Annotated in this window: 8 protein-coding genes and 1 riboswitch; of the genes, 2 read left to right on the forward strand and 6 right to left on the reverse strand. The window is 72.6% G+C overall.

The features are described 5' to 3' along the window. Positions 1-34: 34 nt before the first annotated feature. Entirely contained in the window at positions 35-3,001 is a 2,967-nt protein-coding gene (locus ACFVDM_RS28600; RefSeq protein WP_383646382.1) for a GNAT family N-acetyltransferase, read from the reverse strand. Between the two features lie 173 nt (positions 3,002-3,174). Here ACFVDM_RS28600 and ACFVDM_RS28605 point away from each other — a divergent pair, with 173 nt between their 5' ends. Continuing rightward, on the forward strand, positions 3,175-3,456 hold the full coding sequence (locus ACFVDM_RS28605) for an HPr family phosphocarrier protein (protein WP_383646385.1): 282 nt from the start codon (positions 3,175-3,177) through the stop codon (positions 3,454-3,456). Positions 3,457-3,674: 218 nt separating this feature from the next. On the opposite strand, the gene ACFVDM_RS28610 is transcribed toward ACFVDM_RS28605, so the two are convergent. The 4 genes from ACFVDM_RS28610 to ACFVDM_RS28625 all read right to left on the reverse strand — a co-directional run bounded on the left by ACFVDM_RS28610 (position 3,675) and on the right by ACFVDM_RS28625 (position 8,632). Next, positions 3,675-4,361, reverse strand: coding sequence for a GntR family transcriptional regulator (locus ACFVDM_RS28610; protein WP_383646388.1), 687 nt, complete (start codon positions 4,359-4,361; stop codon positions 3,675-3,677). Positions 4,362-4,582: 221 nt separating this feature from the next. After that, entirely contained in the window at positions 4,583-5,428 is an 846-nt protein-coding gene (locus ACFVDM_RS28615) for a M23 family metallopeptidase (RefSeq protein WP_383646391.1), read from the reverse strand. A 13-nt stretch (positions 5,429-5,441) separates the two neighbouring features. Then, positions 5,442-5,610: riboswitch (cyclic di-AMP (ydaO/yuaA leader) on the reverse strand. A gap of 251 nt (positions 5,611-5,861) precedes the next feature. Further along, complete coding sequence (locus tag ACFVDM_RS28620) at positions 5,862-7,244, reverse strand: M16 family metallopeptidase (RefSeq protein ID WP_383646394.1); 1,383 nt, start codon at positions 7,242-7,244, stop codon at positions 5,862-5,864. 26 nt (positions 7,245-7,270) lie between these two features. After that, entirely contained in the window at positions 7,271-8,632 is a 1,362-nt protein-coding gene (locus ACFVDM_RS28625; RefSeq protein WP_383646397.1) for a M16 family metallopeptidase, read from the reverse strand. Positions 8,633-8,899: 267 nt separating this feature from the next. Between ACFVDM_RS28625 and ACFVDM_RS28630 the strand changes: the two genes are divergently transcribed. Further along, entirely contained in the window at positions 8,900-11,350 is a 2,451-nt protein-coding gene (locus ACFVDM_RS28630) for a DNA topoisomerase (ATP-hydrolyzing) subunit A (RefSeq protein ID WP_383646400.1), read from the forward strand. A gap of 25 nt (positions 11,351-11,375) precedes the next feature. Here the strand turns inward: ACFVDM_RS28630 and ACFVDM_RS28635 are convergent, their stop codons facing one another. Then, a complete protein-coding gene (locus ACFVDM_RS28635; protein ID WP_383646403.1) occupies positions 11,376-12,473 on the reverse strand; it encodes a CobW family GTP-binding protein in 1,098 nt (365 codons plus the stop codon). Between the last annotated feature and the right edge of the window lie 3 nt (positions 12,474-12,476).

Genomic DNA, 12,476 nt, shown 5'->3' on the forward strand with positions numbered 1-12,476 from the left:
CGGCCCCGGCGGGCCGGGCCCCGGGGGCCACGTGTCAGTAGTTGGAGAGCCGGCGCGGGCCCAGATCGGTGCGGGGCGGCGGAGGGGAGAGCCGGACGCTCGCGCCGAGGACGGTGAGGCCGTGCGGGGCGACGACGACCGGCTCCAGCGCGACGGAGACGACCTCGGGGTGCTCGTCGACCAGCCGGGAGACCCGCAGCAGCAGTTCCTCCAGCGCGGCGGTGTCCACCGGGGCCGCACCGCGCCAGCCGAAGAGGACGGGGGCGGCCCGGATGGACCGGATCAGCTCGGCGGCGTCGCGGTCGGTGGCGGGGACCAGCCGGTGCGCGGTGTCGCCGAGGAGTTCGGACGGGGCTCCCGCCAGACCGAACGAGAGGACGGCGCCGGCGGCCGGGTCGATGGTGGCGCGGACGACCGTGTCCACACCGCGCGGGGCCATGGACTGGACGACGGGACGCAGTTCGGCGGGGGTGCCGAGCAGATCGGTCAGCTCGCCGTACGCCCTGCGCAGCGCGGTCTCGCCCGCGAGGTCGAGGCGGACCCCGCCGAGGTCGGCGCGGTGGCGCAGATGGGGGGCGGTGGTCTTCAGCGCGACCGGGTAGCCGAGCCGGGCCGCCGCGGCGACCGCCTCCTCGGGGCCGGGCGCGGGCAGCGTCGGCCGGACGGTGATGCCGTAGCAGGCCAGGAGCGCGCGGGCCTCGTCGTGGTCCAGCGGCTTGCCCCGGGGGTCGGGGTCCGGGCCCAGCAGGGTGTCGATGAGTGCGGCGGCGGCCGGTTCGTCGATGGTGTCGTCGAGGAATTCGGGCACCTTGCCCGGCAGGGCCGCCTGCCGCCGCCACTGCGCGTACCGCACGGCCTCCGCGAGCGCCCGCACCGCCCGCTCGGCGGCGGGGTACGCGGGGATCCGGCCGGCGGCCCGGGGCGTGTCGGCGGTCGGTCCGGGGTCGGGGGCGGTGGACGCGGCGGCAGGGGTGGTCGGCGGGGCGGAGGTGGCCGGTGTCGTGGCGGGACCGTTCGGCGTTCCCGCGCTGTTCGGCGTTCCGGCACCGGCCGTCGCTCCCGTGCCGGTCGCGGGTGCCGTGCCCGGTGCCGGGCGCGGGGCGGCGGGCTGGGGGCGCTGCTGGGCGACCGTGCTGGTCGCGGCGGCCAGGGCCTCCGCCAGACCGCCGATCTCCACGTGCACCACGGCGACCGGCTTCGCGGGACCCGCGGCGGCCGCCGCGTGCAGGGCGGTCGCCAGCACCTCCCCGTCGCCGGACTCCGCCTCCCCGTCCTCGCCCACCCACGGGATCGCCGTCACCACGACCGCGTCGCAGCCGCCGTCGGCCAGGGCCGCCGACAGCGCGTCGCGGAAGTCCTGCGGCGTCGCCGCCGTGGTGAGGTCGACGGGCGGCCGGGGACGCAGCCCCTCCGCCAGGCAGGCGTCGTACGTGAGGAGCCCGAGCGACTCCGAGTTGCCGAGGATGGCGACGCGCCCGCCCGCGGGGAGCGGCTGGTCGGCCAGGAGCAGCCCGGCGTCGACCATCTCCGTGACCGTGTCGACGCGGATGACGCCAGCCTGCCGCATCAGCGCGGAGACCGTGGCGTCCGGGATCCGGCTGACCGGGACCGCGTGGCCGGGCGGGGTGGAGCCGCTGTGCCGGGCGCCCTTGACCACGACGACGGGCTTCACCGCGGCGGTCCGCCGGGCGAGGCGGGTGAACTTGCGGGGGTTGCCGAGCGATTCCAGGTACAGCAGGGCGACGTCGGTGTCCGGGTCCTCGTACCAGTACTGCAGGAAGTCGTTGCCCGAGATGTCGGCCCGGTTGCCGGCCGAGATGAAGGTGGAGAGCCCCGCGCCGCGCCGGTAGAGACCGGACAGCAGGGCGATGCCGATCGCGCCGGACTGGGTGAACAGGCCGATGCGGCCGGATGCGGGCCGCTCCGGTGCGAGGGAGGCGTTGAGCCGGACGGCCTCGGAGTTGTTGATGATGCCGAAGGCGTTGGGGCCGATGATCCGCATGCCGTACGAACGGGCCTGCCGCACCAGTTCGCGCTGGCGCTCGCGGCCCTCGGCGCCCCACTCGGCGTATCCGGCGGAGAGGACGACGAGGCCCTGGACGCCGTGCTCGCCGCAGTCGGCGACGGCTTCGGGGACGCGGTCGGCGGGGACGGCGACCACCGCGAGGTCGACCGGTTCGCCGATCTCGCCGAGTGAGCGGTGGGCGGGTACGCCGTCGAGGGTGTCCTGGCCGGGGGTGATGGCGTGGTTCACGGCGTGGACGCGGCCGGTGAAACCGGCGGCCAGGAGGTTGCGCAGGACGGTGCGTCCGACGCCGCCCGGGGTGCGTCCGGCGCCGATGACGGCGACGGAGCCGGGGGCGAGCAGTCGCTGCACGGAGCGGGCCTCGGCACGCTGTTCACGGGCGCGCTGCACGGCCAGGGACTCGGCGGTGGGTTCGAGGTCCAGGGTGAGGTGGACGGATCCGTCCTCGAAGCTGCGCTGCTGGGTGTAGCCGGCGTCACGGAACACCTTGATCATCTTGGTGTTGGCGGGCAGCACCTCGGCGGCGAAGCGCCGGATGCCGCGTTCGCGGGCGACGGCCGCGATGTGTTCGAGGAGGGTGGAGGCGACTCCACGGCCCTGGTGCGCGTCCTGGACGAGGAAGGCCACCTCGGCCTCGTCGGCGGGCGCGGAGGCGGGGCGTCCGGTCGCATCGATCCGGTCGTAGCGGACGGTGGCGATGAACTCGCCGCCCACCGTGACCGCGAGGCCCACCCGGTCGACGTAGTCGTGATGGGTGAAGCGGTGGACGTCCTTGGCGGAGAGCCGGGGGTAGGGCGCGAAGAACCGGTAGTACTTCGACTCGTCGGAGACCTGCTCGTAGAAGCTGACCAGCCGCTCGGCGTCGTCCGTGGTGATGGGCCTGATCCGGGCGGTGCCACCGTCACGGAGCACCACGTCCGCCTCCCAGTGATCGGGGTAGGCGTGATGCGGACTCTGCTCCGGAGAGGGCTGCATGCGCAAAGCCTACGGCGCCGCCACCGGTCGCGTGGGGCACGGGGCCGGGGCAGTCTGGGGTGGCCGGGCGGCGGTGGCGCACCTGCCAGGGTGCGCGGCGCGGCCCGGCCGGAGCACCGCGCACTGCATGAGAGACTGGTCTAGACAACTATTGATTCGTGAAGGGCAGAACCATGGCTGAGCGCCGCGTCAACGTCGGTTGGGCCGAGGGCCTGCACGCCCGCCCCGCTTCCATCTTCGTCCGTGCCGCCACGGCCTCCGGCATCCCCGTGACGATCGCCAAGGCCGACGGCAACCCGGTCAACGCCGCCTCGATGCTCGCCGTGCTCGGCCTCGGCGCGCAGGGCGGCGAGGAGATCGTCCTGGCGTCCGACGCGGAGAACGCCGACGCCGCCCTGGACCGCCTCTCCAAGCTGGTCGCCGAGGGCCTGGACGAGCTCCCCGAGACCGTCTGAACCGGACCGGCCGCACCCGCCGGAGCACTCCGCGCCGAAACCGCGCCACCCCCCGACCGGGGCGGCGCGGTTTTCGCTTTCCGGGGCGCCGGATCACCGCCGGACGAATCGGCGACGACCTTCGGCACGGATAACGGCACCCCTGAAAAGAAAACCGAATTCAGGGCAGCAGAAAAGCCCCCCTCGAATTCCGCTCCTCTTTGTATACGGCGCCTTCATTACGAACGGCCACTCGGGGTGTGTACGGGATGTTGCGCATTCCTCACCTTGCCCGCGGAGGCGGTACGGCGCAGCCGGTGAGCGGCCCCGGCCCGCTCGGCGTGCTGGGCGGTGAGGGCCCTGGCCCGTTCGGCGTCGCCGCGCGCCACGGCGTCCACGATGGCCCCGTACTCGGCCCAGACGTCGCCCGGCCGGGACGGCGGGTCGGCCGTGTACATCCAGGCGATCTTGTGACGGAGCTGGGTGAGCAGAGCGATGAGGCCCGGACTGCCGGAGGCCTGGGCGAGCGTCTCGTGGAACCAAGCGCCCAGGGACCGCAGGTCCTCGCCCTCGCCGCGCCTGGCCCGCTCCTGACCGAGTCTGACCAGGCCCCGGAGCACCTTCAGATGCGCCTCGGTGCGGCGCCGCGCGGCACGGGCCGCCCCCAGCGGCTCCAGCAGCGTCCGCATCTCCAGGAGGTCGACGGCCTCCTGCTCGGTGGGTTCGGCGACACAGGCTCCCGCGTGTCTGCGGGTGACCACGAACCCCTCGGACTCCAGGGTGCGCAGCGCCTCGCGCACCGGCACGCGGGAGACCCCGTACCGTCGCGCCAGCACCTCCTCGGTGAGCCGGCTGCCGCGTTCGAAGACACCCGACACAATGTCTTCACGAATGGCCGTGCATACCGAATGCGCTGGAATACGCATGTCCGAACCCCCGCCCTCGTCCCCGCGGATCGCGGCCGATCGACACCTGTCCCGCGACTCTATTGCAATGCGGTCGCATTTCCGATGCCGGGCGTTCATTCATGAATATCTTTTGGCCCCGGGCCGAGTCGGGCGCGGGTGTCCCGTCCGCGCGCCCGGACCGCCCGGACATGCCGAAGGCCCCGGCGGTGCGTGCCGGGGCCTTCGGGGTGTCGCGGGTCTCAGAGGGAGACGCCGTGGGCGCGGAGGTAGGCGATCGGATCCATGTCGGAGCCGTACGAGGGGGTGGTGCGCGCCTCGAAGTGGAGGTGGGGACCGGTCGAGTTGCCGGTGGAGCCGGAGAGTCCGATCTGCTGCCCGGCGGCGACGCCCTGGCCGACGGACACGCCGATCGAGGACAGGTGGCCGTACTGGGTGTACGTGCCGTCCGTCATCCGCAGCACGATGTTGTTGCCGTACGCGCCGCCCCAGCCGGCCTCGACGACCGTGCCGGCGCCGACGGCGACGACGGAGCTGCCGGAGGCGGCGTGGAAGTCGATGCCGGAGTGGCTGCCGGAGGACCAGAGGGAACCGCTCGACTTGTAGCCGGTGGAGACGTACGTCCCTGCGACGGGGAGCCGGTACGCGCCGAGGCGGGCGCGCTCGGCGGAACGGGCGGCGCGGGCGGCGCTCTCGCGGGCCTCCTCGGCGTCGGCGGCGCGGGCCTCGGCGGCGGCGCGGGCCTTCTTCTTCGCCTCCGCCCGGAGCTCGGCCTTCTTCTTCGCCTCGGCCTTCTTCCTGGCGGCCGCCTCGGCCTTCGCCTTCTTCTTCGCGGCGGCGTCGGCCTGGTGCTGCTGCGCCTCGGCCTGGGCGCCGACGCGGTCGGCGAGGTCCTGCTCGATGGCGATGACCTGGGTGAGGCCGGTGTCGGCGACGGACGGGGTCTCGGCGTCGGCGGCGACGGACGGGGAGGCCAGTGCGCCGACGACTCCGGTGGTGGCCAGGGTCGCGATGCCGACGGCCTTCGCACCGGCGCGGGTCAGACGGCCCGGGGCACGATGCTTCCCGGTGGCACGGGTGAACGCCATGGAGTGGCTGGTCCTTTCCTTCCTTCTCGCCTACCGGGTTAGCTGACGGGTTCGGAGCAGGAAGGTCTCCTACGGATGCCGTGGCCCCGGTCCGGGGCGTGGGCGTCCGATTCACCCCAGGGACTGCGTGGGTCCCCGGCTCCCCCGGCTCGCGCCTGAGGGGGACTCGGCGATGGCTGCCCGGTACGTCACGGATGCGGCATACGGGTGCGGACAGCGGAGCCGACGCTAAGCGGCGGCACGGAGGCGGACCAAACGGACAGCCGGATTTGTCGCACATCCCACAGGGCGAACAGTCAGCTTTCCTCCCAGAAGGTACAAAAGGGATGGACCGCGCGGAGTGTTCTCCGTGCGGTCCATCCCTCGGTCCCGTTCCCCCGGTCCCGTTCCCTCCGGACGTGTCCGTCGGCGACGCGACCGGGCCGGCCGGCCCTCAGCCCGTGACGACCGACACCTCTCCGATGCCCAGGGCCCGGACGGGCTCGGCGATCTGCGAGGCGTCCCCCACCAGCACCGTGACGAGACGGTCCACCGGGAACGCGTTCACGACGGCGGCGGTCGCCTCCACCGTGCCGGTCTCGGCGAGCCGGGCGTACAGCGTCGCCTGGTAGTCGTCGGGCAGATGCTGCTCGACCTGGTCGGCGAGGGTCCCGGCGACGGAGGCCGCCGTCTCGAACTTCAGCGGGGCGACCCCCACGAGGTTCTGCACGGCCGTCTCGCGCTCGGCGTCCGTCAGCCCCTCGGCGGCCAGTGTGCGCAGCACCTTCCACAGGTCGTCCAGCGCCGGGCCGGTGGATTCCGTGTCCACCGAACCGCTGATGGCGAGCGTCGAGGCACCCGTCGCCCCGGAGGCCGAGTCGGGGGCCGAGGAGCGCAGCACCTGGGCGAAGGCCCGCACGCCGTACGTGTAGCCCTTCTCCTCGCGCAGCACCCGGTCGAGCCGGGAGGTCAGGGTGCCGCCCAGGCAGTAGGTGCCGAGCACCTGCGCGGGCCAGACGCTGTCGTGGCGGTCGGCGCCGATCCGGCCGATCAGCAGCTGCGTCTGCACCGCGCCCGGACGGTCCACGATCACCACGCGGCCGGTGTCGTCGGCGGTGATCGGCGGGGCCGGGCGGGGCTCGACGGTGTTGCCCGACCAGTCGCCGAGGGTGTCGGCGAGCAGCGCGTCCAGGTCGATGTCCGTGAGATCACCGACGACCACGGCGGTGGCGGTGGACGGGCGGACATGGGCGTCGTAGAAGGCGCGCACGGCCGCGGCGTCGATCCGGGACACGGTCTCCTCGGTGCCCTGGCGCGGCCGGGACATCCGGGCGGTGGCCGGGAAGAGCTCCTTGGAGAGCTGCTTGGCGGCCCGCCGGGCGGGGTTCGCCTGCTCGTGCGGGATCTCGTCCAGGCGGTTGCCCACCAGGCGCTCGACCTCGCTGTCGGCGAAGGCGGGGGCGCGCAGCGCCTCGGCGACCAGCCCCAGCGCCTTGGGCAGCCGGGAGGCCGGGACCTCCAGGGAGACCCGGAGGCCGGGGTGGTCCGCGTGAGCGTCCAGGGTGGCGCCGCACCGCTCCAGCTCGGCCGCGAACTCCTCGGCGCTGCGCTTGTCGGTGCCCTCCGACAGGGCCCGCGCCATGATCGTGGCGACGCCGTCGAGGCCCGCGGGCTCGGCGTCCAGCGGGGCGTCGAGGAAGATCTCGACGGCGACGACCTGCTGGCCGGGGCGGTGGCAGCGCAGCACCGTGAGCCCGTTGGGCAGCGCGCCGCGCTCGGGGGCGGGGAAGGCCCAGGGCTTGGCCGCGCCCGGGGCGGGCTGCGGGTGGTACTGCATCGAAACTCCAGTCGCGGCAGCGTCGGTCACTGGTCCGCCCCCTCGTGCGCGTCGGTGTCGGTGTCGGCGTCCGCCTCGTCGGCCGGCTCGACCGGCTCGTAGACCAGGACCGCCCGGTTGTCGGGCCGCAGCTGGGCCCTGGCGGCCGCCTTGACCTCGTCGGCCGTGACGTCGAGGACGCGGTGCACGGCGGTCAGGGCGAGCTGGGGGTCGCCGAACAGCACCGCGTACCGGCACAGTTCGTCCGCGCGGCCCGCGACGGTACCGAGACGGTCCAGCCACTCGCGCTCCAACTGGGCCTGCGCGCGTTCCATTTCCTCGGGGGTGGGGCCCTCCTCGGCGAACCGCGCCAGCTCCTCGTCGACCGCGGTCTCGATCTGCGCCACCTCGACACCGCCGGACGTCTTGACGTCCAGCCAGCCGAGCGAGGGGGCGCCCGCCAGGCGCAGCAGTCCGAATCCGGCGGCGACGGCCGTCCGGTCGCGGCGGACCAGGCGGTTGTGCAGCCGGGACGACTCGCCGCCGCCGAGCACGGTCAGCGCGAGGTCCGCGGCGTCGCACTCGCGGGTGCCGTCGTGGGGCAGCCGGTAGGCGGCCATCAGGGCCCTCGCCGGGACCTCCTCGCGGACCTCCTCGCGCAGCTCGCCGCCGATGGTCCCGGGCAGCGCGCCGTCGCGCGGCGGCCGCTTGCCGTCGTGCGAGGGGATCGATCCGAAGTACTTCTCGATCCAGGCGAGGGTCTGCTCGGGGTCGATGTCGCCGACGACCGAGAGCACCGCGTTGTTCGGCGCGTAGTACGTACGGAAGAACGTCCGGGCGTCCTCCAGCGTCGCGGCGTCCAGGTCGGCCATCGAGCCGATCGGGGTGTGGTGGTACGGGTGGCCCTCCGGGTAGGCGAGGGCGGTCAGCCGCTCGAACGCGGTGCCGTACGGAACGTTGTCGTAGCGCTGGCGGCGCTCGTTCTTGACGACGTCGCGCTGGTTCTCCATGGACTCCTCGTCGAGCGCGGCGAGCAGCGAGCCCATCCGGTCGGCCTCGAGCCACAGGGCCAGCTCCAGCTGGTGCGCCGGCATCGTCTCGAAGTAGTTGGTGCGCTCGAAGCTCGTGGTCCCGTTGAGGGAGCCGCCGGCGCCCTGCACGAGTTCGAAGTGTCCGTTCCCCTTCACCTGTCCGGAGCCCTGGAACATCAGGTGCTCGAAGAGGTGAGCCAGTCCGGTGCGTCCCTCGACCTCGTGGCGCGAGCCGACGTCGTACCAGAGGCACACCGCGGCGACCGGGGTCAGATGGTCCTCGGAGAGCACCACGCGCAGGCCGTTGGCCAGACGGTGCTCGGTCGCTGTCAAGCCGCCGGAGCCGGCCTGGGCTGTGGCCGTGTGACCCATGGGCATGTACGTCCCTTCGATCGCGATACTGGTTTTACTGCGAGACCTGCCACTGTAAGCAAGCGCACCGACACCTGGCGAAGTTCCCGTACCGCGAAAGTTCGCGGGAAAGAGGGTCACCACCGCCTCGGGGCGGACGGAGAACGTGCTTTGGGACGGGTCGAGGTCCACGTTGTCAGTGGGGCGGTCCACAATGGTGCGCGTCAGAACCTGAGGAAACCCGAGGGAACCTGAGGTTGCCCGATCAGAATCCGTGAAGGAGTCGCAGCAGCGATGGCCCGCCGCAGCACGAAGACCCCGCCGCCGGACGACTTCGAGGAGAAGATCCTCGACATCGACGTCGTCGACGAAATGCAGGGCTCCTTCCTGGAGTACGCGTACTCGGTGATCTACTCCCGGGCCCTGCCGGACGCCCGCGACGGTCTGAAGCCGGTCCACCGCCGCATCGTCTACCAGATGAACGAGATGGGCCTGCGCCCCGAGCGCGGGTTCGTGAAGTGCGCCCGGGTGGTCGGCGAGGTCATGGGCAAGCTGCACCCGCACGGCGACGCGTCGATCTACGACGCGCTGGTACGTATGGCGCAGCCCTTCTCCATGCGGCTCCCGCTGGTCGACGGCCACGGCAACTTCGGCTCGCTGGGCAACGACGACCCGCCCGCCGCCATGCGGTACACGGAATGCCGGATGGCCGACGCGACCTCGTTGATGACGGAGTCGATCGACGAGGAGACCGTCGCCTTCCAGTCGAACTACGACGGGCAGGAGAAGGAGCCGGTCGTCCTCCCGGCCGCGTATCCGAACCTGCTGGTCAACGGCACGACCGGGATCGCGGTCGGCATGGCGACCAATATGCCGCCGCACAACCTGGGCGAGGTCGTCGCGGCCGCCCGGCACCTGATCAGGCATCCGGGCGCCGACCTGGAGACCCTGATGCGGTTCGTCCCCGGACCCGACCTGCCGACCGGCGGCCGGATCGTGGGCCTGGGCGGCATCAAGGACGCGTACGCCTCGGGCCGCGGCACGTTCAAGATCCGCGCCACCGCCTCCGTGGAGAACGTCACCCCCCGCCGCAAGGGCCTGGTCGTCACCGAACTGCCCTTCACCGTCGGCCCGGAGAAGGTGATCGGCAAGATCAAGGACCTGGTCGCGGCGAAGAAGCTCCAGGGCATCGCCGACGTCAAGGACCTCACCGACCGCGCGCACGGTCTGCGTCTGGTCATCGAGATCAAGAACGGCTTCGTGCCCGAGGCCGTCCTCGAACAGCTCTACAAGCTGACGCCGATGGAGGAGTCCTTCGGCATCAACAACGTGGCGCTGGTCGACGGACAGCCGCTCACGCTCGGCCTCAAGGAGCTTCTGGAGGTCTATCTCGACCACCGCTTCGACGTGGTGCGCCGGCGCAGCGAGTTCCGCCGGGGCAAGCGCCGCGACCGGCTGCACCTGGTCGAGGGCCTGCTCGTCGCGCTGCTCGACATCGACGAGGTCATCCGCCTCATCCGTTCCAGTGACAACTCGGCCCAGGCGAAGGAGCGGCTCGTCGAGCGCTTCTCGCTGAGCGAGATCCAGACCCAGTACATCCTGGACACCCCGCTGCGCCGGCTGACCCGTTTCGACCGGATCGAGCTGGAGAGCGAGCGGGACCGGCTCAACACGGAGATCGAGGAGCTGACCGCGATCCTGGAGTCGGACTCCGAGCTGCGCAAGCTGGTCTCCTCGGAACTGGCGGCGGTCGCGAAGAAGTTCGGCACCGACCGGCGCACGGTGCTGCTGGAGTCGGCCGGCGCTCCGGTCGCCTCGGTGCCGCTGGAGGTCGCGGACGACCCCTGCCGGGTGCTGCTGTCCTCGACGGGTCTGCTGGCTCGCACGGCCAACGACGACCCGATCGTGTTCGCCGAGGACGCCAAGCGGGCCAAGCACGATGTGATCGTGTCGGCCGTCCCGGCCACGGCGCGCGGCGACGTCGGGGTGGTGACGACCACCGGGCGGCTGCTGCGCCTCGCGGTCATCGACCTGCCGCAGCTGCCCGGCACGCACGCGGCGCCCGTCCTCTCCGGCGGGGCGATGGTCTCGGAGTTCCTGACGCTGGAGTCGGACGAGGAGGTCGTCTGCCTCACCACGCTCGACGAGTCGTCCCCGGGACTGGCGATCGGCACGCTCCAGGGCGTCGTGAAGCGTGTCGTACCCGATTACCCGGCCAACAAGGACGAGCTGGAGGTCATCGCCCTCAAGGACGGCGACCGCGTCGTCGGCGCGGCCGAGCTGCGGACGGGCGAGGAGGACCTGGTCTTCGTCACCTCGGACGCGCAGCTGCTGCGGTATCCGGCGGCGCAGGTCCGTCCGCAGGGCCGTCCGGCCGGCGGTATGGCGGGCGTCAAGCTGGCGGCCGGTGCCGAGGTGCTGTCCTTCTCCGCGGTGGACCCGGCGGCGGACGCGATGGTGTTCACGGTCGCCGGATCGCACGGCACGCTGGACGATTCGGTGCTGACCTGCAAGCTCACCCCGTTCGACCAGTACCCGCGCAAGGGCCGGGCGACCGGTGGGGTGCGCTGCCAGCGGTTCCTGAAGGGCGAGGACGTGCTGGTGTTCGCCTGGGCCGGTGCCGCGCCGGCGCGCGCCGCGCAGAAGAACGGCGCGCCGTCCGAGCTGCCCGAGCCGGACCCGCGCCGCGACGGTTCGGGGACGCCGCTGGCGGCCCCGGTCGCGGTGGTCGCCGGCCCCGTGTAGCCCCCGGCCCGGCGGCGGTGGCGCGTTACGCGTCGTCGCCGCCGGGCTGCTGCACGTAGCGCAGGACGCCCCACATGGCTCGCTCGTGTGCGGCGTCCCGCGTCGTTTCCGGGCCGGTCTCCCCCACCGCCCGGCAGCTCTCCAGTTCCTTGCGCAGGGCGGACGCGTCGATGCCGGAGCCGATCAGGACGAGACGGGTGAGCCGGGGTTCGTCGCGGGCCCAGGGGCGCGGGACGAAGCGCAGGAACCGTCCCACGGCGTGCACCCCGTAGGCGTTGTCCCGGTCGCCGTCGCCGAAGTCGACATGTCCCTTGATGCGGTAGAGGCCCTCGGGCCGGGAGTCCAGGAACGCCATCAGCGCACGCGGGTCCATGGGGACGTCGGCGGTGAAGTCGACGCTTTCGTACGCCGTGTGCAGATGGTCCCCGTGCGCCTCGCCGGTCTCCTCGGCCCGCTGTTCCAGGTACAGGTCCTCGAACGTGAGCTGCCGGGCCCTCTCCTCGCCGTCGGGGCGCAGCGCCGGGTCGAAGAGCAGTTCCGGGTCGATCCGTCCGTGGACGGCGGGGACGACGGCCGCGGTGCTGCCGCTCGCCGCGACGGCCTCGCGCACCCGGGCCTGTTCCGCCTCGTCGGCGCGGTCCGTCTTGTTCAGCACGACGAGGTCGGCGACGGCGAGATGGCGGTCGATCTCGGGGTGCCGCTCCCGGGTGGCCGAGAACTCGGCGGCGTCCACGACCTCGACCAGTCCGCCGTACAGGATGTGCGGGTTGTCGCTGGCCAGGATCATCCGGACGAGTTCCTGGGGTTCCGCCAGCCCGCTCGCCTCGATGACGATCACATCGAGGCGGGCGGCGGGGCGGGTCAGGGTCTCCAGATAGGTGTCCAGTTCGCTCGCGTCGACCGCGCAGCACAGGCAGCCGCCGCCGAGCGAGACCGTCGAACCGACCTGTCCGGACACCGTCATGGCGTCGATCTCGATGGTGCCGAAATCGTTGACGACGACGCCGATGCGGTTGCCCGCGCGGTGGCGCAGGAGGTGGTTGAGCAAGGTCGTCTTGCCCGATCCCAGGAATCCCGCGAGGACGATGACGGGGATCTGCCGGCTGCGGGAGGGGGACGACACGTT

Origin of the sequence: Streptomyces sp. NPDC057682, from assembly GCF_042799575.1 — a bacterium.
In the GTDB taxonomy this organism is placed as follows: Bacteria; Actinomycetota; Actinomycetes; order Streptomycetales; family Streptomycetaceae; genus Streptomyces.

Coding starts and splice junctions, on each gene's coding strand:
- ACFVDM_RS28630 (WP_383646400.1), top strand. CDS start 8,900: ATGGCCCGCCGCAGCACGAAGACCCCGCCGCCGGACGACTTCGAGGAG.
- ACFVDM_RS28615 (WP_383646391.1), bottom strand. CDS start 5,428: ATGGCGTTCACCCGTGCCACCGGGAAGCATCGTGCCCCGGGCCGTCTG.
- ACFVDM_RS28610 (WP_383646388.1), bottom strand. CDS start 4,361: ATGCGTATTCCAGCGCATTCGGTATGCACGGCCATTCGTGAAGACATT.
- ACFVDM_RS28600 (WP_383646382.1), bottom strand. CDS start 3,001: ATGCAGCCCTCTCCGGAGCAGAGTCCGCATCACGCCTACCCCGATCAC.
- ACFVDM_RS28620 (WP_383646394.1), bottom strand. CDS start 7,244: ATGCAGTACCACCCGCAGCCCGCCCCGGGCGCGGCCAAGCCCTGGGCC.
- ACFVDM_RS28625 (WP_383646397.1), bottom strand. CDS start 8,632: ATGCCCATGGGTCACACGGCCACAGCCCAGGCCGGCTCCGGCGGCTTG.
- ACFVDM_RS28605 (WP_383646385.1), top strand. CDS start 3,175: ATGGCTGAGCGCCGCGTCAACGTCGGTTGGGCCGAGGGCCTGCACGCC.